Origin of the sequence: Brucella tritici (assembly GCF_902825325.1) — a bacterium.
In the GTDB taxonomy this organism is placed as follows: Bacteria; Pseudomonadota; Alphaproteobacteria; order Rhizobiales; family Rhizobiaceae; genus Brucella.
Genome location: NZ_CADEAR010000014.1, coordinates 36,328 through 56,068 on the forward strand (window position 1 = coordinate 36,328; position 19,741 = coordinate 56,068).

Genomic DNA, 19,741 nt, shown 5'->3' on the forward strand with positions numbered 1-19,741 from the left:
ATTTCCAAATCTGAGGTGGCAAGAGCATTGTGATAAGTCGAATTTTGGCGAAGAGTTTAATCATAAGGCAGTGCGTCAGACTACAGAGCGGGACATACTAAACGCAGCTCCGTATTGGAATGATTATGGCGGCGGACGGCGCGTATACCCCGTGTCAGATTATTGTTTGACCGAAATTTCAAACTCTTTGGTGGAGATTTTCGTCCTATTATTTTTCCGTGTCAGCGTCGCGCGATCCGTCTTTATCTCAGAACCGCCGACCTTGATAGAAACATTTCCTGACAGTTCAGTTGTGTGAGGTGAAAGCTCCTTAAAATTATCTGCTTTAAATGAAGCCGTCATGGGGTATTTGGTAACCGGCTTTGCCTGTACAGCAAGCGGAGCCAATGGAACACTGAGTGAAGCCAGTATGATCATGGTTTTAAACAGCATGTGATCCTCATCTATGTTTTGAGTGGTCATGATGAGATATCAACACAGGCACGCCAAAGAGAACACCGCAAGAAGATGGGGGCTGGAACAGATTTGCAAAAAATTCTCACGGCGCTCTTTTTAAGTAGCTTTACACGGCCTTGGTTTGAGTTGGCGTATACGTGGCGATTATACGGTATTGCCAAAAGTTGTTTGCTGCCGGCGGTTGGGCTGTTCGGGTCAACTGTTTCGGACGCCTTCGCAAACCGTGTCAGCCGGGATCGAGTTATCCGAGGGGCGTCCGTCCCATCAGAACCGGCAATGCCCATATTTATTGGTTTCAGAAGGTTGCGGTTACAATAACGGTATCCAAATAAGCTCCTGCGGCAGGTGCTATTGCGAGCGGCGTAATGATTTCGGCGCAGACCTGATGATTATCGATCGCGTTGACGGTATTTCCGAAGCCTGAAAGAGTACTTTTGTCATCCCACGCAGTCTTACATTCGTTTTGAAGTAACTTGTAGGGTAAAAAATTATTGCCGTTTTTCAGCCGGGCGATGCCATTTTCAGCATTGTCGCCAGTATTAATGCTTATACTGTAAGGTGTTTTATACGTGCACCGGATTCCCACATTACCATAGGCGTGAAGCTGGCCCGCGTTCTTAGATGCAATCTCGATGCTGCTTTGGGTTCCAAAATCAATGTCTTGAAAATTCTCCATCTGGCAGTCCTTGGTAACGGTCGCGGTTGCGATGAAATCACTGATAATTGTTCCATCCGGATTGGCAATGCCGGAGCCACATGATGATGCTTCACCACTGTTGAACTTGTACTGTGTGACCAGTTGATAAGCATTGCTGTAAACGCCTGACTGGACACGATCTTGTTGTTGCCGGTCGAGATAAGTCAGGGTCAGTTGTTGTGCCGCAATGGTACTATGTTGCGCTGGCGTCCAGTTGGTATAATGCGTCCAGCCAGCCGTCGATTTTGAGCCGCCAAATTTTGCTATAGGTATGTCTCCGCTGCCTTGCAGCCTCATCTGCCAGGCAAGTTGGGAGTTGGCGTCGCGTGTCTGATAGAATGTGTTGTTTGCGATTGAGCTTGCGAGGCCGCTATCTGCAGATTGTATGTAGGTACAAAACTGAATGCTGTTGAATTTCGTCGGCGAACTACAGTTGTATTCCACTCGGCTTGTGGCTGATGCGGCTGCGTTTGCTACGATGTCGACCACTGTATTGCCGAATGTGCCGAGGCTTCTGAGGCTGCAAACCCCACCACCGGCTGCGGCCGGGGAAGACAGTGAAATCAGGATAACCATTATACCTATGGCCAACATGCAAAACGGCGGAAGGAACCTAGAAGCGTTTTGAATATTTGAAAGCCAGCAGTTACGGTGCATACAGGACATACGCATGAACATTCTCCGTTTCAGTGGCATACGACACCCGCAATTTCAGCTATAGAGCCCACCACAGGTTTGTAATCAAAACTGGCGTGACAGGTGCCCAACCCTTCAGGTAGCGTAACGGTGAGGTTGTTTTTCGGGGACAGGTCGGTAAGCCATACGCGCCCGTCGTAGCCCATAATCGCAGGCTGATCGGTTCCCTCACGCAAAACTTCAGCACCCACGGGCAATGGTTTGCCATTTGCATCTATCAATATGACAGTTGCGGCTTGTATCCTTTTCGTACCGAAATCAATAACGGCGCCGGAACGATCAGCGGGTACAACAATCGCTTGAGTATTATCTGGCTGAAGGTCTACAGCCAGATTGGTAGGATCAATTGCGATTGTGTTGTTTTGGTAGGATTGCAAATCGGGCACGAAAGCACGGCCGGCGGAATTGGTATTGGTGACATGACGGCCATTGAGGGAAACCCGCGCATTCGGTCCTCCGCCTTTTACCACGGCAAAGGCATCGCTGACCTGATTGACAAAGAATATGCCACCACCTGCAATAATGAAAGCACCATCAGCGGTGGCTGTAATACGACCTTCATCACCGGACTGGTCAACTGAACCGGAGAAGTCGCCAAAGGAAGATCGATAGTCGACTGTTGCCGAACGGCTGCCTCTGCTTTTTATGTTTTCCCGATCCCTCAATGACCAAGCGATGGGATCCTCGCCAAGACGCGCGGATTTTGTCAAAGTCGTATCGAGGCCATTATTGTCAGCGCTGACCGAGGCGGTCATATTTTCGCCGATAGGAATACTGAAGCCAACAAAAATTCCGCAATTGTTATGTTTATCCAGATCGGTATAGCCGGTCGCATAAAGTGAAGCGTTTTTGAAAATTGTCCGCGACCAGGAAACATTGAGAAGACTGGCATCGTCGTCTTTACCTGCACCACGAATGCGAGAGTAATTAATAGCAAGCGAAGAGGGATCAAACCCTAGCGGGAAAGAAAAGCCGATGCTGTCGATACTACTGGCGCGCACTGAAATGGGCGCTTGTTCGCTATGTCGCCGGTCAGTGACAAGGCCAATGTCGTTATAATCGCCAAAATTGCGATTGGTGCTGATATAAAATATATAACCATTATACCCGGTCTGGAAGCCTATCGCGGCTTTGCCGCCGCTTTCGATCCTGTCCGGTCCACTGAAGCGACTAACGGCCAACGACGCTCGGAGCGATCCCAAAGAGCCCAGACTGGTGATGAAGCCGCCGCCGCCATTGAGTAAGCCTTGGGTAGCTTCGAAATGCGCTTCCGTGGTGAGCCAGTTCGTCAGACCGTAACGCACACTTGCCGAACCAGCGAGATTGCGATCATATTCAAAAGAGTCGTAGCCATATCCAACGCGCGGAAAGCCCAACTCCGTTGAAAAATCAAAGACACCCTTACCAACCATATCCGGCCCATAGTAATAAGTGTGTCGCGTGCGGATTTCCCGGCCCAGCGCATCGCGCATGACAATGCTCGCATCGCCATAGCCGTTGAAAAATGGAAGTCCGCTGAATTCGAACGGCCCTGCGGGGACGTCACCTGAGAACGTCTTGATGTTATTGAGATAAAGATCAAGTGTGGAAGGCACGGAAGCGCTTCCGGACAGGTTGGGAACCGGAGAGGTGATGAGATCAGGGCGAACGGCGAAGTTGCGTTTGAACTGGATGCCGCCAAATCGCCAGGACGAATTCCACGAAAGACCGCCTGAAACGCTGTCGCCAACTTGATAAACGAGGGCTTTCTCGGGGTCGGTATAACGCCAAGAACTGTCAAGACGGGTTAGCCCGTTCCTGAAATCATTTGTCTTGTCTACAACTGCGTCGAACTTACCCAGCGCCGAGGTCGAAGTGACGCCGAAAGGTGTCAAAAACCGTGTATCGAAACTACCGCTAAAGGCTCTGTGAGAGCCCCCGTTCCAGCCCGTGGCGCCGTAGAGCGTATAATTGAGAATAAAGCCAAAATTGGAGCGTACCTTGGAAAAATCGATCGACTTGCTGGTTGAGCCGACATTAATACGGTTGGGAACGCGAACTGCATCCGGGGCCGTGAATATGATAAGCTGCCCCGGTTCATCATAGCGCCAGGTGACGCCAGCCAGCGTATCCAGTGCGATCAGGCCATCTTGCCCAAGCTTGCCTGTTTCAGGCTTAATTCCGGCAGTTTGCAGGTCGCCGGGTGTCGCAGCAAACTTGTCCTTGGGAAGACGTTTGAATGCCGCGAGTGCGCCAGTAGGTTGGCCATTGATGACGACACCCAGCATTAATGTTTGTGCCTGCTGACTGGCGGAAACGGCTTCTTGAGCCCCCGGTAATCTGGTGCCTGCCATCAGCAGACACCAGACTGTCAATGTCAATTTAGCGGCCCGAGACCATGGCTGTCTGGTTAACCGCATAATCGTCCCCTTTGGCCGTAATATTTACATGGCTACCGACCTGAATGGGGCCTGCAGAGGCGGTCCAGCGCACCGTGCTACCGGGTAGGACATAGCCATTGAGGCCTCCGCCAAAATTGACATGGCTACTGGATGTTGAAGCAGTCAAATTGGCAATTTTGGCATGGCGATTGCCGGTATTGGTTGCCTCGATCACCAATTCCTTGCCGGAACGCTGTATTTTCCAGTGCAAATCTGCCGTTGCAGAGCGATCTGAGAAAAACACCGGAATGGAATAGCGTGTGGCCAAATTGACGGCGGCAGCGCGACGACGGACATTGATTTCAGGAAGTTCATCAATCAATAGCCGGTAGCTTTCTTCGCTACTCCTAAAAGGAGCGGTGAGATGGACAACGCGAATGGTATAAGCCTTGTCGGGTTGTAGTGCGGCGGCTGGTGGACTGACGATAACCTCTGTGGCGGGTGTCAGTTGGTCTTTCCCTGCGACTTGGGTCCATTTGTAAACACGAATCTGAACGTTGGATCGGTCATCACTATTGTTACGAAGCGTTATGGATGATGCACGGACTGGCGCGGTGAGGTCGAGGGAAACAGGCGATACCTGCAAGGATGCCGCCTGAACGCTGCTCACGCACACCAACCCGGAGACAGAAGCCAGCAAGACAGTAAATCTGGACATGGAAATATCTCCGGGAAGGGAAACTAGTATGTAACGATAACACTCACGATGTCGGTATACTCACCAGCGGGTGGTGTTGCGTCTTGATTGAAAATCTTGGCATAAACGGGGAATTTTTGTACTTCCCCAGTCCCCGTAGCTTTCACGGAATTTGGATCGGTCCCCCATTGTGTTGTGCGTTGGGAATCTTTAAAGAGCCTATAAGGGACAAAGTTGCCTGCGGCGGACTTCATTCTACGGAAAGCAGGACCGGGTTCTGATGGAGACTGACCATCATCAAGACCTATTGTATATGCAATATCCTTGCCGCATTTAACCTCAATTCCAGATGTATCACTTGTTTGAGCCTCAACGTTATGAGTGATATCATCGACATATCCGAAATCGATAAGAGAATTGTCACCGCTCGTTACTTGGCACGCCTGTCCAATATTGATTTTTACCGTCAATTTACCAGTAGTGGTTTTTGCACTAGCTACAGGTATAAAGGCTGCAGATGCCATAAGGCATGATATGCTGAATAGAATATTCCTGGCGTACATTATAATCTCCGTCTGATTTGATTTTCTTTCTTAGGTATTGCAAAGGGCAGGCAGATGTGATCACCAGAAGTATCGGCTACTGAGGTGAGCGTGAACAATATAAAAGGCCGACTAAGGAGCTAATAGCTGAGAGATTACTCATCTATTTGAAGTAATATTGCAGATTCACCGGCGCATGCAGGTAGGTACTCGGAAATTCATTTTTGACTACCCAGTGAAACTGTTCCAAACGCAAAGAACAATACTTACAAAGTAAATTATTATTGCAAAATCACTATTTGCAATATATGCGCATGTTTAATTCTACATGCGATAGGATGAACGCATAATAATGGAGTGGATACTATAATTTAACAGTACATTCAGACAGGAATTCGTCAACGCCAATAAGTTGGTCATGGTATTGTTATGGTTTACTATGAAGCTGCAACGATGCGTTAGGCATGGTAGATGACATGCTCGCATCTGCTCACCAGAAAAAGCGCTTTTCCTCAAACAACAGTTCATAACGCTCATGGCATAACGACGCCCAGAGGCAGCTCGCTCCGTCCCAACCACATTTTGCAACACACCCTGAAATATTCGACAGAGCCGTATATTTAGGCTGGAATAGAGACGAATGTTGCGTGGCGATCTTCAACGGTCGCTTAGCTGTCCTCGTAGATCAAAGGCCCAAGAGACTTGGCGAAACGCGTTACCATCTCCAATCCAGCTTCGGTAGGCCTGAGCGCAGGCGCCCGATCAAAAATTTCGATACCTGCTCGTAGCCCAAAGAGACGCTTGCCATAGCACATCAGATGCTCGATGCCCTGCATGGTATTGACGACCGCCGGGAGCATTGTCTCGTAAGAACGTTGAGCTTCTTCATCCCACCCATCCATGAAGAACTCATAGGTCCTGACGGCGTAGTCGATACAATCGGGAGCAAGAATGAGCCCTTTGCAACCCGCCCGCAGATTGTCCGGCAGCTCAAGCCCGGCGCGTCCGTTGAATACCGGCATCCGTCCTGCGGTGACCTGGATCAGATTGGCAATGTCAACGACCGGCCCTTCGCCTTTGATCAGCTTTATATTGGGATGCCGCTCACCGAGCTCACGAATATCTTCGGCATTCAGGCCGCGGCCCATCAGGGCGGGGGCATTCTGGATGGCAACCGGAAGAGAGGTACTATCTGCAACGCGGCCGAAAAAGCTCATATATTCGCGGGCCTGAAACTGCCCGATCATGGGCGGCTGGAGAATGAGCCAATCAACGCCCAATCTTTCTGCTTCACGCACCTGACGTACCTGCTCTGCGACAGATGAACCATAAATGGTGATTGCCACAGGCACCTGTCCCTTGGTGTCCTCAACGAGCCATTGCATGATCTGGCACCGTTCGGCTTCGCTCAGCTTGGATGCTTCTGTGGCCAGCCCCAGCGCAGCCACGCCATGCACGCCCTGCGCAAGGCACAATTCGGTCTGCCGGCGCATCGCTTCGCGATCGAGATTTTCATCCCGATCGAAAAGCGCATAGAGAATGGCGTGGATACCGTGAAGGGTGCTAGGAGAAAAACGGGACATACATCAATCTCAATGTCTTTTGCTGGAGCCGACAGGATCAGCCGAGTTGCGGATATCGATAATCGTTTGAAGGCCTTTTGGCGCTGCCAGCTTCTTTGCAAGAGAAATGCCCAACAAGCCGCCGAGTATCAGTGCTGCCGAAACGAGTGTGAGTGCAAGATCATAGCTATTGGTTGTGTCCTTGATCCAGCCGATAGCGGGAAGCAACACCAGTCCAGCCACGTTGGCCAGTGCATTGATGAGTGCGATCGAGACGGCAGCCGTCAGCCCCGAAACATATTCCGTTGTCACAGCCCAGAAGATGGGGATAACCGCCCAGTTCAGGCCGACCGACAGAACGATGAGAACATAAGAAAGATGGGCATTGTCAATATATACCGCGGCTAACAACAGCAGGCCTGCAAGTGTCAGCGGTACACCCAGATGATAGGCGCGTTCACGCGTGCTGTCAGAATGACATCCATTAAAGAACATGAAGATGCACGCTGCTATGAAAGGCACTGCGGATAGCAGGCTGATGGCTAGATCGTCGCCACTTGAAATGCTTCGCACGATCAAGGGCATGAAAAGCGTAATTCCAATCGTCCCAAATGCCTGCAACAACCAGAAGGCAGCAAGCAGCCAGACTTTTCCGTTTCGGAATGCTGTTTGCCAGCCTGTCTTATGCTCAGATTGACCCGTGCCTTGTTCAGCGTCGATCTTTCGCTCCAGTTCATAGGCTTCCGCCTGCGAGAGCCAGCTGGCATCCGTCGGTCGATCTGGCAGGAACCACAACACGACGAATCCGAGCAGGACCGCTGGCAAACCTTCCACGAAGAACACCCAGCGCCAGCCTGCCACGCCCAAAGCTCCGTCAGCATGAAGCAGCAGGCCTGAAAGTGGGAGCCCTATGACGGATGCAAGAGCAGCACCGATGTAAAAGAAGGACATTGCGTGCGCGCGCTCCTGTGAAGGATACCAGCGCGCCAGATAATAGATGATGCCGGGCGTAAAACCGGCTTCTGCAGCTCCCAAAAGCAACCGCATCCCGTATAGCTGATACGCACTGGTAATGAAGGCCATACCCATGGCCACCAGCCCCCAGCTGATCATGATGCGCGCAATCCAGCGTCGCGCTCCAAACTTGGTCAGCGCAACATTACTGGGCACTTCAAAGATGATGTAGGTAAGGAAGAACAGACCTGCAGCCAACCCGTACATTCGACTGGTCAGTCCCAAATCGGCATTCATACCCAACGCTGCGACAGAGATATTGGATCTGTCGATATAGGCAATCAGGTACAGCAGCATCAAGAAAGGCAAGATGCGGAGATTTATCTTCCGCATTGTGGCCTGGTGTTCCTTACTCATCGTCTCCTCCCCAGTCGACATTTGATGGTTGATTTAAACATCATACGTTTAACATATGATGTTTGATTATCAAGACCGAAATTTGCTAGAGTTGAAGCGGAAGCTTGGGATCTGGACACCCGACAAACAGGATTAAGCTATTAGCCTGTTGCCAATCCCTTTCACCCGTGCCAACGCAGAAGCAGACGAGCGGAGAAGGCCAAATGAATCAGAAGAAGCCGAACCGGACACAGACGGTGGTTGATGCGCTGGGAAGACGCATCGTATCGGGTGAGTTTGCCATCAATGTCGTGTTTCCTTCGGAACCTGAGCTGGAGCGAGAATATCAGGTCAGTCGGACGGTCATTCGCGAGGCGATAAAAATATTGTCCGCAAAGGGGCTCGTCACCGTGCGGCAAAGGCATGGCACACATGTCAACAGTAGGGAATATTGGAGCTGGCTCGACGCCGATTTGATAAGGTGGCTGTCAACCAGCACCTTGGCCAAGCAGGAATTGCTGGCCTTTTCCGAAATCCGCCAAATCATAGAACCGGAGGCTGCAGCGCTTGCTGCCTTACGCGGCGACGAGAGCCAAAAACAACGAATAATCGAGGCTTACCGCCGAATGGCACACAATCAGGAAGAGGAGAGCAAGGCTGTTGCGGCCGACAAGGCATTTCACCTGGCGATTCTCGCTGCTACAGGCAACCCGGTCTTGCTCAGCTTTCAGAAAGTCATCGAAGCCATCTTCGACGCATTGTTTCCTTATACGACGAAGGCATTCGCCGATAATATCGAGAACCACCATCAGGTCGCGGAAGCTATCTATCGTGGAGATGCCGCCGCCGCGAGACAGAACATGAAGGAACTGCTTGCGGAGACGGGACGCTACATCGAAAAAAACACCTGAAGACCGCACCGATCTCGTCCTGGCAGCACGGTCACCCAAACCGACGACGGAGAGTGAAATGCTTTCGTGTCTCCGGTAAATTCCTATGCAGGATGTTGCTGAACACTCAGGCCGCCGTCGATAGTGAGGCATGTCGCGTTCATGAACGGGCATTCGTCCGAAATCATGAACACTGCCGCCATCGCGATTTCATGCGGTGAGGCGATCCGCCCGCCCGGATGCAGCGCCATTGTTTCCGCTCGCGCCGCCATGGGATCAGGAAAACTGTTCCAATAATCGACATTTTTCTGGGTCTCGACATAGCCCGGCGCAATTGCGTTCACGCGGATCTGCTGTGGTGCATATTCCAGACCCAGTGCCTTGGTCATGCCCATCAGTGCATGTTTTGCCAGCGGATACGGAAATGTGTGTGGGATGATGGTGAAAGCGTGGGTGGAGGCAATGTTGAGAATAACGCCGCCGCCCTGTTCTATCAGACCCGGCAGAACAGCCTTGCTGCAATTCCACGCGCCCTTGAGATTGACGTCAAAACAACGGTTCCATTGATCGTCGCTCGTTTCCAGCGGTTTCGCAAAAACATTGATGCCGGCATTATTCACAAGCGCATTGACGGCTCCGATCTCGTCGTTTGCCTGTACAACGGCTGCAGAGATAGCGGAAGCATCTGAAATATCAGCCTTTGCGAAACCCAATATTGCTCCCTGCTCGCGTAAAGCGATAGCTTCATGCTCAAGGCGCTCCAAATCCATGTCGATGAGAAACAGCCGCGCGCCTTCCTTTGCAAAAGCCCGTGCGATGGCAAGGCCGATACCCTGCGCCGCGCCTGTGACGAATATCCGTTTTCCGACAAGCCGGTCAGCCATAACTCTATTTCCCTCTTATACCGAGACGCTAAGATGCTCATGCATCACGCCTTGAAAATGCTCAATCGCGGCAATGGCTTAACCAAAACCTAATGTGTCAAGCTCATCGAGTTTTGGTATTACCATTCCGCCACACTGCCATCAGCATGACGCCAGACGGGATTGCGCCAGTCATGGCCGATCTTGGCCCGTTCCCTGACATAATCCTCGTCGATCTCAACGCCCAAACCCGGCCCTTGCGGGATAGCGACATAACCGTCGCGATATTCGAAAACCTCGCGGTTGGTAATGTAATCGAGAATGTCATTGCTTTCATTGTAGTGAATGTTCAGGCTCTGCTCCTGAATGAAGGCGTTGTAGCTTACCGCATCCACCTGCAGACATGCGGCAAGCGCGATTGGTCCTAATGGACAATGTGGTGCCAGCGCCACGTCATAAGCTTCGGCCATCGCCGCAATTTTACGACATTCGGTAATACCGCCTGCATGGGACAGATCTGGCTGGATAATATCGACATAACCGCGCGACAGGATCGACTTGAAATCCCAGCGCGAATAAAGCCGCTCGCCCAGAGCAATCGGGGTCGATGTGTGATTGGCAATTTCAACCAATGCCTCTACATTTTCAGACAGCACTGGCTCTTCGATAAACATCAGCTTGAACTGGTCCAGTTCACGGGCCAAAACCTTTGCCATCGGACGATGGACCCGCCCATGGAAATCGGCACCGATACCGACATGCGGGCCGACGGCCGCACGCACAGCGCCAATCGTTTCGACAATGGCGTCGATCTTGGCGTGACTGTCGACAATCTGGAGTTCCTGAGCGCCATTCATCTTCAGCGCGGTAAACCCGCGATCCACCATCTCCCGCGCATTAGCCGCTACATCAGATGGACGATCGCCTCCAACCCAGGAATAAACCTTGATACGATCCCGACACTGGCCTCCCAACAGTTCGTGCACCGGCACGCCGAGCGCCTTGCCCTTGATGTCCCACAGTGCCTGATCAACGCCTGCAATAGCGCTCATCAAAATAGGGCCGCCACGGTAGAAGCCGCCGCGATACATGACGTTCCAATGATCTTCGATTAGCCGCGGGTCCTTGCCGACGAGATATTCGGACAATTCGTGTACCGCGGCTTCAACCGTCCGCGCCCGGCCTTCGATAACCGGCTCGCCCCAACCGAAAATCCCTTCATCAGTCTCAATCTTCAGAAACAGCCAGCGTGGCGGAACGATATAGGTCGTCAGTTTGGTTATCTTCATCTGGATCGCTCACTTCTGAAGGATTTCGGGAGGGTGTCGACGGTCAGGTGAATTGTTCCGGCCAAGGTTTCACCCGGAGCAAGAATACGCAAACCGCCAAGATCGGGACGGTGTTGCCCGTTAGCCTTGTGAGTCATCGGCTCAAGGCAAAAGAAATCCGGCATGGCCGTTGCGGAATTTGCTGCATAAGGCAAATACAGAAACGCATGGGCGAAGATCGGATCGTAACTCATTTCCAGCGCAAGACCTGCTTCTGGCCAAAGAATGCGTGTTGATCCTTCCAGGCCCGAGAAACCGTTATTGATCCAGCGATCGGGCAGCTGACGCGGCTTTCGAAAATCGAGAGGATCGCTCAATTCCAGCTCGTTACCTGGCAGTGAACCTTCTGCTTCTTCATGAAAACTCTTGGCCTGAAACTCAAGCAAACTATCAGGTCGCAGTGGAAAATAAGGATGCCAGCCAAGACCGAAGGGCAGGGCGTCCGCGCCTTCGTTGACGACGGACAGGTGCAGGCTGAAGCCATGCTCGTCAACGCGAAAAACCTGACGAGCCGTATAATCATAAGGATTGATCCCGTCGCTATGATGGCGGTAGCTCAGGGTCAGCGCGTTTTCCGACCGTTCGACCACATTCCAGAATGCCAGCCAGCCGTCCCCATGCAGGTAGAGGGGATCATGCGCGCTGTTGGCCGCAAGATGATGAATGCGACCCTCGAATGTGAAACTGTTGCCGCCAAGCCGGTTTCCGAACGGAACCATGGGAAACCCCGCGCTATCTCCCGGGCCAACTTGATCATGCGCCGCAGACCGTAATAATGCAGTCTGCGAGCCGTTCTCCTGTCGCCACCATAACCCGAGCATGACACCACCCTGCGCGGAGATGCTGGCCGATAGCTTGTTCGAATTGATGTGCAAAGCCATGGGAGCCTCTTTGTCAGCGCGTAGAGCTGGAGCATTGCGAAGTCAGGCGGAACCGCTCCGCACTTTGGGAAACAGGTCAAGCCGTTCCGAAGACCCGGTCGTAAGCCGCGATAGTACGGCGTGCATTGTCCCGGACTGTTTCGATCGCGTCTCCGGGTCTATAGAGACTGGTGCCGAGACCGAAGGTCCGAACACCTATCTTGGCATAATCGGCAAAACTCGCATCGGAAACACCGCCAACAGCACCCACTACCGCATCTGCCGGGAGGATAGTCTTGATCGCTGCGACGCCGGACGGTCCGAGCGCTCCAGCCGGAAAGAACTTTAACGCTGATGCGCCGCTTTTCAGTGCGAGAAGCGCTTCCGAGGCCGTGTAGCATCCGGGCATCGAATAGAGCCCGCGTGCAGCCGCAGCCTTGATGACCTCCGGATCCGTGTTGGGACTGACCATGATGCGGCCGCCGAAATCAGCCAGCTTTGCGACATCATCCACAGTCAAGACCGTACCGGCGCCGATCAGCGCCTTGTCGCCGAACAGTTTCACCGCCTGCCCGATGGAATCCCACGGTTGTGGAGAATTCAACGGGATTTCGATCACCTCAAAACCTTCTTCCAGCAGAACCGTGAGAATGGATTCCACCTCTTCGTTACGAATGCCGCGGATAATCGCCACAAGCGAGCGTTGCAGCGACGGCCAGACAGGTTTGGTATTCATCTCATACTCCAGACTGGGAATGGATTAAGCGAGCAGCAGCCAGCAATCCTGCTCTCACGACTTTCTCGCCATCGAAGAGTTGAACGCTGAAGCCGGCCTGCTCCATTACGGGCCGGTAAAGCCGGTTCAACCGCTCGGATGCGACCAACCCCGCTTTGCCGCCACCGTAGTTGCGCAACGCCGTGCCGACTTCGGCGCCGATCAGCACGCCCGACAAATGGGCGGCGCCGTCGGCGTGCTGTTCAAAGTTCAAAAGCTGACTGGCTCGAATCTGGAACAGCATGGCGAGAGCCTGTTCCGGTGCCTTCAGGCTGTGCTCGGCAGCTCGTGCGAAAGCCGGTGTTTGGGCGTCAAAATTGTTCGCAGGATCGACAGCGTGCTTGAGGATCGAATGTTGCGACAGCACCGCAAATAGTTCACCGGTCATGAAACTGGTGAAGCCAGTCACCTGCCGGTCGGCAATACTGACCCATTTGCAATGGGTGCCCGGCATACACACAAGCCCGTCAGGCAAGGTTTCAACGACACCCGCAAGTTGCGTTTCCTCGCCGCGCATCACATTGGCGGCATCGCTTCGAATTTGCGCGACGCCGGGGATGATGCGGATATCGCGTCCAGCTTTCGGTACATGAACCGCTTCCTCTGCCAGACGGTCTAGCCGTGCAGGAACGGGCAAATAGGGCGCTTCCACCCAGCCCTGGCGCGCGCCTGCCATTCCACTTATGAGGACGGGCAGATCGGCAGGAGCGCCAAGCTGGTGAAGATGTCGCTCCAGAACAGCGGCAAACCCGGTTTCCACCGCCTTCATCATGCCTTCGTCGCTCTTGCTTTCGCCCAGCACTGCGCCGTCCTGATTGACGAGCCAAAGCCGGAAGCTGGAGGTGCCCCAATCGACCAGAGCATAGAACATTTCATTCCTCATTATCTGTCGCCATCAGCTTCTAGAGCGCATTTCAATCTGATTGTATCAGATCGGCGCTCTAACTCCTTTTATACAAAGCACAATCTCATCGATCCTCGTTTTCACTCCGGTCGGATTATGCTCTGAACGCAATGGTGGAGGAGCGTAGATTGTCGAGCAGCACGGCCAGCAACAGAATGAAACCACGCACGACATATTGGTAAAATGCCTGGATGTTCAGCAGATTCATCACGTTTTCCGCGATGCCCATGATGAGCACACCCACGATCACGCCTGTCATGGCAGCACGTCCGCCGGCCAGCGACACACCACCGAGTACGCATGCCGAAATAACGGAAAGCTCAAGACCGGTCGCCGCATTGGGCTGACCTGAGGTAATACGTGAAGCCAGCAAAATGCCTGCAATAGCGCAAATCAGTCCTTGCAGCGCGAAGATCCAGATTCGCATCCCCACAACATTGACACCTGCCAGACGTGACGCTTCCGGATTGCCGCCGATAGCCAGCGTATTCTTGCCGAAGACGGTGCGGTTCAGGACAAAGCCGAACACGACGAATAGAGCGATCATCACCCAGATCGGTGTTGGTACACCGAGGAACTTCGAAAGCGCGAGCTGATAGAAAGAAGGGTCGTTGATACCTACGGCGCGACCGTCCGAGGAAATCAACGCCAGGCCGCGAACAATCTGCATGGTGGCGAGTGTGGCGATCAAAGCATTGACCTTGAACCGCGCGATGACGACGCCGTTGAAGAGCCCGACAATAAAGCCAGCCGCCAAAGCGGCCAGCAAGCCGACAAGAATGGAGCCGCTGACATTGGAAACCATTACAGCAATCATGCCAGTAAACGCCACGTTCGAACCGACCGAAAGGTCAAAATCCCGCGAAGCCAGACAGAGCATCATCGTGCAGGCCACGATACCGATGGTTACGACTGATTGCAGCAGCCCCAGCATGTTGCGCTCGGTGAGAAAGTTGGGAACCGTCAGCGCCACGACTGCAAAAGCGATGGCAAAAATCACCACCAGCCCCTGTTCACCGAGAAGGAGTTTTTTCAAAGCGGTCATCGTGATGCAACCTTCTGACTGTCAAATTGAATAGATGCTGTGCGATCCGGCAAGGCCGCGGCAAGAATGGTGCGCTCGTCAAAACCGGGGCGGTCAACGGAAGCGGCAATGCGGCCTTCGCACATGACGAGAATGCGGTCCGAAATGCCCATCACTTCGGGCAATTCGCTCGAAACGACGACAATCGCCATGCCGCTCTCGGCAAGACCGTAGAGAATTTCATAAATCTCGGCTTTAGCGCCAACATCGATGCCGCGTGTCGGCTCATCGATCATCAGAACCTTGACGTTCTGCTCAGAAAGCCAGCGTCCGAGAATAACCTTCTGCTGGTTGCCGCCCGACAGATGGACGATGTCCTGTTTGCGCGACGGCGTGCGCACGCGCAGCTGTTTGATGCTCTTTTCGGCGATATCTGCTTCCTTGCGGGGACTGATCAGTCCCATCGGGGAAAAATGTCGACGTGTCGAAATGGCGATGTTTTCTTCAATGGATCGCCCCTGCAGGATGCCATCCGCCTTGCGATCTTCCGGGCACAGCATAATGCCCGCCTCGATCGACTTGCGCGGACTGTTTGCTGAAACCTTTATGCCATCGACTTCAACACTGCCGCTCAGGCGGCTATCAGCACCGTAAAGCAGTCGCAGCATTTCGGAGCGCCCGGCGCCAATAAGGCCGAACAGGCCGAGGATTTCACCGCTGCGCACCTCAAAGCTGGCCGGATCGGGCAATTCGGGTCCGCTCAGATTTTGGACCCGCAGCCGCACCTCATCCTTGATCGGTCGACCTCGCCAGCCCCAGATATCGGAAATTTCTCGTCCTACCATTTCCGCGATCACCTGATCGCGTGTGACACCCTCAAGGCTGCTGTGATGGGCCGCAAGCTTGCCATCACGCAACACGGTGAGACTGTTGCAGAGGTTGAAGACCTCATCCAGCCGGTGAGAGACATAAAGGATCACTTTACCTTCGGCCTTGAGCCGGCGGATCAGCTTGAACAGAATTTCACTTTCCCGCGAAGACAGTGATGAAGTTGGTTCGTCCAGTGCAATCACGCGTGCATCGACCATGATTGCCTTTGCTATCTCCACCATCTGGCGTTCGCCGATGGAAAGCCTCGCTACCTTGATCGAAGGATCGATGTCCAGGCCGATATCGGCAAGCTTTCTGGTAACCTCATCGATCAACTGGCGGGCATTGATAATGCCACCCTGATTGGGAAAACGGCCAAGCCAGAGGTTTTCAGCGACCGTCAGCTCCGGTACGAGCTGCAACTCCTGATGGACGACCACCACGCCCGCCTGGAAGGCATCACGAACGGATGCATATTTCTGCTCGATCCCATCAATGGATATCGTACCGCTATTTGCGGCCTGATCGCCGGAAAGGATACGGATCAGCGTGGATTTTCCCGCGCCGTTTTCACCCATCAGGCCATGAACACTGCCTTTAGCCACCGTGAAGGAAACATCGGAAAGCGCGTGCACACCCGGATAGGACTTCGAGATATGACTGAACGCCAGAAAGCTATCCATGACATCTCCGGAGATTGGTATCGCATATAGTGAAAAAGGGACGCGGCCGCGTGAAGTTCCAACGACCGCGTCGGGAAGAACAGCTCGACTTACTCGATGCCGAGATCTTTTCTCACCTGCTCGTAATTATCGCGCAGAGCAAGTTCACCAGTGGTGAGGATCAGCTTTTCCGGTTCCTTGTCATTGGCGACCCAATCATACATGTTGAGCGCGGTTTCATAACCGTGACGCTTCGGCGAGATGATAACCGTGCCATAGAAACCGGTAGGGTTTGGCTTCTTGAACTCGTTGATGGCCGAATCCGATCCACCAATGCCAACGGCAATGACATTGTCCGATGAAATGCCAACGCTTTCTGTGGCGCGCACAGCACCCAGAACTGCTTCGTCGTTAAGACCAACGGCAACCCAATATTTAATTTTAGGGTTCTTGTTCAGCACTACGGTTGATGCATTCAGAGCAGCTTCCGTATCGGTCTTCGCCTGCGGCGCATCGAAAACATTGCTTTCAGGCAAGCCTGCGGCCTTCATCGCCGACAGCGCACCTTCAACCCGATCAACTGCAGTCGGCAACTGATCGTAGGAAACGCGGACTGCACCGACATCCTTCCAATCCCAGCCACGCTTCTTTACTTCATCGCTGATGGCCTGACCGACAGCTTCACCGATCTTGGTGGCGGAAATGCCCATATGAGGCACGTCCTCCAGCGGTTGGCCATCGGCACCGACAAGACGATCATCGACCGTCATCAACTTCAGATCGTTGGCTGCAGCCTTCGCCACAATGCCAGGTCCAAGCTTAACGTCCGGGGTGCAGATAATCACGCCCTGTGCCCCCTGCGCACCGAGATTATCAAGCGCAGCCTGCACTTTTTCGCCATCCTGCGCAGCGATCTTGACGAGGGTGAAGCCCTTTTCCTTGGCCGCGATATCGGCGAATTTCCATTCGTCCTGGAACCACGGTTCTTCTGGTTGCTTCACGACGAAGCCGATCTTCACGTCCGCGGCCATTGCCGAGGTTAGGGTGGCGAATGCAACACTTCCGGCCACGAGCGCAGCCTTAAACAAACTCATGATGACCTCCCATAAAACTTATCCCGCCTCCTCGACGGTTGCAGATTCGTAACTTCAATGATCGTATTCGTCAACTAGCTAGTATGATGAATTATCCCTGTTGTAATATCTAAATATCCATATAATCATACATGATTGATAGGAACGCACCGTCATGGTGGATCGAACCATTGATTTCAGTTAATGCGCCTGAAGTGGCAAAACTGCGCGCAGTTTTCGTTGAGGCGCCTTGCCGTAACTTTGCAGAGTGGAGGTTGAGAGTGACAACAATATCATCGAACGAAGCGACGCCGGAAGCCTCATCCGTGTCGGCGCGCCCGCGCGTGAAGCACAATGTCATTTCAGCACTTGCTCTCGATATCTGCTCCGACACCTTCTCACCGGGCAGTTTTTTGCCGCGCGAAAATGATCTTTGTGCACGCTACAATGTGAGCCGGACAGTCATTCGCGAAGCGCTTAAAGTGTTGGAATCCAAGGGCTTGGTTCGTGGACGTTCCCGCGTCGGTACCATTGTGTGTGAACATGAAGAATGGAATATTCTGGATCCGCAAGTCATTGAATGGCTCGGTGATCGGGTTGTAGAGTTCAACCTGCTTGATTGTGTGCTGGAAGCTAGGCGTTCCATAGAGCCAGCCGCCGTCGTCCTCGCTGCAAGAAAGGCGACTACGCAGGAAATTGCGGATATCGAGAAGGCCTGGCAAATGATGCGGGATGCCGAAAATGACATCGGAAGCTTCACGGAAGCTGACGTGCTTTTTCATTCCTGCCTGCTCAAGGCCAGCCACAACCAGATTTTCCGTCAGCTCTCCCACACGATCAGTGCAGCTCTCAAATATTCACTGCAAACATCGAACGAGATTGCAGATACACGAGACGACGCCATAACAGCTCACGGCAATCTCGTGGAAGCATTACGCATGAGAGATGAAGCCAAGGCAATTGAAGCTATCAAGCTGGTGCTGGACATGGCTGAAAAAGACCTAGAGCAGGCAAAAATCACGGCAACATGATCTTGGGGATGAAATAACCATTCCAATGGCATTACCCAGCTGTTCGCGGTTCACAGTTAGGATATTTGGTTTAGGTGGTTATTCTGCCCGACATGTCCTTCCTCAAAGGCTGTCACTTGCACGTGAGATCGTCTCCCGTGCAATATGGATTTATCATCGCTTTGCATTGAGTCCCGCAGATTTGGCTATGCCACGTGCTGGCTTATGAAGGCTCGATCTCGTGGATCTCCTGCGCTTCCTTCAGCAATGCATTCATTTCTGCTTCAGCGACATCTTCTTCTCGGGAAAAAACTGCATCAGCCACCCGCTTATGACGCGTAATCCAGCGATCATCCTCCTCGTCCGTTGCTTGCAAGCCGGCATGGAAGAGATGGCGTAGACCAACAGAAATCAACTCGCCAAGTGAATAGAAAAGGCGATTTCCAGATGCAGCCAGGATCGCGATGTGAAAGGCTACATCCTGCTCCACGCGATCATTCTCATCTAGATAGGTTGCCATACCGCGTAGCGCTCGCCTGACGGCACTTTCATCGGCCTGAGTATAGTTACGTGCCGCCATGCGCGCAGCCTTGGGCTCAATTGCCTTGCGAAGCACATAGAGATCGGAAATGGCTTTCTTGGCTTGGTTCGTGTCTTGCAGCGCCCAGCCGAGGACCGTGGAGTCCATCATGTTCCATCGCTCGCTTGGTTTCACGACAATGCCAATCTTTGGCTTGCCTTCGATCAATCCTTTCGATCCAAGAATTTTCAACGCCTCGCGCGTCGCGGTTCGCGATGCGTTGAACGACCGACCGATATCTGTCTCGCTCCCAATCGCCGCGCCGGGCGCGTAGTAACCGGAGACGATGCGTTTTCCCATCGTCGTGACGATTGTTTCATGAATGTTGATCGATATGACGCCCCGCGTGTCCACGTCGTCCTGCTCCCGGTTCAAGCATTCCCTCCACGCTCTGCTTCTGTCTGCTGACATAGCTGAAACAGTCCTGAAGTGCAAACTGTCCCACACAAATTATAATAATACTACACTTGACATGAATAGTAGTATCGATATTTTCAGCGTGCTGGGAGGCAGAGAGGAGCCGATGTACGCGCATCGGGGCA

Annotated in this window: 18 protein-coding genes; 2 read left to right on the plus strand and 16 right to left on the minus strand. The window is 52.9% G+C overall.

Annotated elements, in window-relative coordinates:
• Nucleotides 1-159: 159 nt before the first annotated feature.
• The 7 genes from HWX93_RS18180 to HWX93_RS18210 all read right to left on the minus strand — a co-directional run bounded on the left by HWX93_RS18180 (nt 160) and on the right by HWX93_RS18210 (nt 8,381).
• On the minus strand, nt 160-462 hold the full coding sequence (locus HWX93_RS18180; protein ID WP_176038187.1) for a hypothetical protein: 303 nt from the start codon (nt 460-462) through the stop codon (nt 160-162).
• A gap of 289 nt (nt 463-751) precedes the next feature.
• Nucleotides 752-1,729, minus strand: coding sequence for a spore coat U domain-containing protein (locus tag HWX93_RS18185; RefSeq protein ID WP_235969133.1), 978 nt, complete (start codon nt 1,727-1,729; stop codon nt 752-754).
• A 110-nt stretch (nt 1,730-1,839) separates the two neighbouring features.
• The gene (locus HWX93_RS18190; RefSeq protein ID WP_235969134.1) at nt 1,840-4,182 is read right to left on the minus strand and encodes a fimbria/pilus outer membrane usher protein; all 2,343 of its coding nucleotides are present in this window, start codon (nt 4,180-4,182) and stop codon (nt 1,840-1,842) included.
• 28 nt (nt 4,183-4,210) lie between these two features.
• On the minus strand, nt 4,211-4,927 hold the full coding sequence (locus tag HWX93_RS18195) for a molecular chaperone (RefSeq protein WP_176038190.1): 717 nt from the start codon (nt 4,925-4,927) through the stop codon (nt 4,211-4,213).
• Between the two features lie 23 nt (nt 4,928-4,950).
• Nucleotides 4,951-5,430, minus strand: coding sequence for a spore coat U domain-containing protein (locus tag HWX93_RS18200; RefSeq protein WP_176038191.1), 480 nt, complete (start codon nt 5,428-5,430; stop codon nt 4,951-4,953).
• Between the two features lie 686 nt (nt 5,431-6,116).
• Nucleotides 6,117-7,031 (minus strand): dihydrodipicolinate synthase family protein, encoded by a 915-nt coding sequence (locus HWX93_RS18205; protein ID WP_176038192.1) that lies wholly within the window; start codon nt 7,029-7,031, stop codon nt 6,117-6,119.
• A gap of 9 nt (nt 7,032-7,040) precedes the next feature.
• Entirely contained in the window at nt 7,041-8,381 is a 1,341-nt protein-coding gene (locus HWX93_RS18210) for an MFS transporter (RefSeq protein WP_176038193.1), read from the minus strand.
• A 236-nt stretch (nt 8,382-8,617) separates the two neighbouring features.
• Between HWX93_RS18210 and HWX93_RS18215 the strand changes: the two genes are divergently transcribed.
• Entirely contained in the window at nt 8,618-9,271 is a 654-nt protein-coding gene (locus HWX93_RS18215) for a FadR/GntR family transcriptional regulator (RefSeq protein WP_176038194.1), read from the plus strand.
• 83 nt (nt 9,272-9,354) lie between these two features.
• On the opposite strand, the gene HWX93_RS18220 is transcribed toward HWX93_RS18215, so the two are convergent.
• From HWX93_RS18220 to HWX93_RS18255, 8 genes are all read right to left on the minus strand, one after another.
• Nucleotides 9,355-10,134, minus strand: coding sequence for an SDR family oxidoreductase (locus tag HWX93_RS18220; RefSeq protein WP_176038195.1), 780 nt, complete (start codon nt 10,132-10,134; stop codon nt 9,355-9,357).
• Between the two features lie 119 nt (nt 10,135-10,253).
• Nucleotides 10,254-11,402, minus strand: coding sequence for a galactonate dehydratase (dgoD, locus tag HWX93_RS18225; RefSeq protein WP_176038196.1), 1,149 nt, complete (start codon nt 11,400-11,402; stop codon nt 10,254-10,256).
• Entirely contained in the window at nt 11,399-12,322 is a 924-nt protein-coding gene (locus tag HWX93_RS18230) for an aldose 1-epimerase (protein ID WP_176038197.1), read from the minus strand. Before HWX93_RS18230 ends, dgoD begins: the two co-directional genes overlap by 4 nt.
• 76 nt (nt 12,323-12,398) lie before the next feature.
• On the minus strand, nt 12,399-13,037 hold the full coding sequence (locus tag HWX93_RS18235; protein ID WP_109989646.1) for a 2-dehydro-3-deoxy-6-phosphogalactonate aldolase: 639 nt from the start codon (nt 13,035-13,037) through the stop codon (nt 12,399-12,401).
• Nucleotide 13,038: 1 nt separating this feature from the next.
• On the minus strand, nt 13,039-13,959 hold the full coding sequence (locus HWX93_RS18240) for a 2-dehydro-3-deoxygalactonokinase (RefSeq protein WP_109989647.1): 921 nt from the start codon (nt 13,957-13,959) through the stop codon (nt 13,039-13,041).
• Between the two features lie 115 nt (nt 13,960-14,074).
• The gene (araH, locus tag HWX93_RS18245; protein WP_109989648.1) at nt 14,075-15,025 is read right to left on the minus strand and encodes an L-arabinose ABC transporter permease AraH; all 951 of its coding nucleotides are present in this window, start codon (nt 15,023-15,025) and stop codon (nt 14,075-14,077) included.
• Entirely contained in the window at nt 15,022-16,557 is a 1,536-nt protein-coding gene (gene araG / locus HWX93_RS18250) for an L-arabinose ABC transporter ATP-binding protein AraG (RefSeq protein WP_109989649.1), read from the minus strand. Before araG ends, araH begins: the two co-directional genes overlap by 4 nt.
• 89 nt (nt 16,558-16,646) lie before the next feature.
• Entirely contained in the window at nt 16,647-17,630 is a 984-nt protein-coding gene (locus HWX93_RS18255; protein WP_109989650.1) for an arabinose ABC transporter substrate-binding protein, read from the minus strand.
• Between the two features lie 260 nt (nt 17,631-17,890).
• Here HWX93_RS18255 and HWX93_RS18260 point away from each other — a divergent pair, with 260 nt between their 5' ends.
• A complete protein-coding gene (locus HWX93_RS18260) occupies nt 17,891-18,640 on the plus strand; it encodes a FadR/GntR family transcriptional regulator (RefSeq protein ID WP_419191073.1) in 750 nt (249 codons plus the stop codon).
• 202 nt (nt 18,641-18,842) lie between these two features.
• Here HWX93_RS18260 and HWX93_RS18265 read toward each other — a convergent pair whose 3' ends face one another.
• Nucleotides 18,843-19,574, minus strand: coding sequence for a FadR/GntR family transcriptional regulator (locus HWX93_RS18265; RefSeq protein ID WP_176038199.1), 732 nt, complete (start codon nt 19,572-19,574; stop codon nt 18,843-18,845).
• Nucleotides 19,575-19,741 lie beyond the last annotated feature (167 nt).

What these genes read in the sequence shown, in the direction of transcription:
- araH (WP_109989648.1), bottom strand. Translation starts at nt 15,025, where the DNA reads ATGACCGCTTTGAAAAAACTCCTTCTCGGTGAACAGGGGCTGGTGGTG.
- araG (WP_109989649.1), bottom strand. Translation starts at nt 16,557, where the DNA reads ATGGATAGCTTTCTGGCGTTCAGTCATATCTCGAAGTCCTATCCGGGT.
- HWX93_RS18190 (WP_235969134.1), bottom strand. Translation starts at nt 4,182, where the DNA reads ATGGCAGGCACCAGATTACCGGGGGCTCAAGAAGCCGTTTCCGCCAGT.
- HWX93_RS18240 (WP_109989647.1), bottom strand. Translation starts at nt 13,959, where the DNA reads ATGAGGAATGAAATGTTCTATGCTCTGGTCGATTGGGGCACCTCCAGC.
- HWX93_RS18210 (WP_176038193.1), bottom strand. Translation starts at nt 8,381, where the DNA reads ATGAGTAAGGAACACCAGGCCACAATGCGGAAGATAAATCTCCGCATC.
- HWX93_RS18185 (WP_235969133.1), bottom strand. Translation starts at nt 1,729, where the DNA reads ATGGTTATCCTGATTTCACTGTCTTCCCCGGCCGCAGCCGGTGGTGGG.
- HWX93_RS18255 (WP_109989650.1), bottom strand. Translation starts at nt 17,630, where the DNA reads ATGAGTTTGTTTAAGGCTGCGCTCGTGGCCGGAAGTGTTGCATTCGCC.
- HWX93_RS18195 (WP_176038190.1), bottom strand. Translation starts at nt 4,927, where the DNA reads ATGTCCAGATTTACTGTCTTGCTGGCTTCTGTCTCCGGGTTGGTGTGC.
- HWX93_RS18200 (WP_176038191.1), bottom strand. Translation starts at nt 5,430, where the DNA reads ATGGCATCTGCAGCCTTTATACCTGTAGCTAGTGCAAAAACCACTACT.
- HWX93_RS18205 (WP_176038192.1), bottom strand. Translation starts at nt 7,031, where the DNA reads ATGTCCCGTTTTTCTCCTAGCACCCTTCACGGTATCCACGCCATTCTC.
- dgoD (WP_176038196.1), bottom strand. Translation starts at nt 11,402, where the DNA reads ATGAAGATAACCAAACTGACGACCTATATCGTTCCGCCACGCTGGCTG.
- HWX93_RS18235 (WP_109989646.1), bottom strand. Translation starts at nt 13,037, where the DNA reads ATGAATACCAAACCTGTCTGGCCGTCGCTGCAACGCTCGCTTGTGGCG.
- HWX93_RS18180 (WP_176038187.1), bottom strand. Translation starts at nt 462, where the DNA reads ATGACCACTCAAAACATAGATGAGGATCACATGCTGTTTAAAACCATG.
- HWX93_RS18230 (WP_176038197.1), bottom strand. Translation starts at nt 12,322, where the DNA reads ATGGCTTTGCACATCAATTCGAACAAGCTATCGGCCAGCATCTCCGCG.
- HWX93_RS18220 (WP_176038195.1), bottom strand. Translation starts at nt 10,134, where the DNA reads ATGGCTGACCGGCTTGTCGGAAAACGGATATTCGTCACAGGCGCGGCG.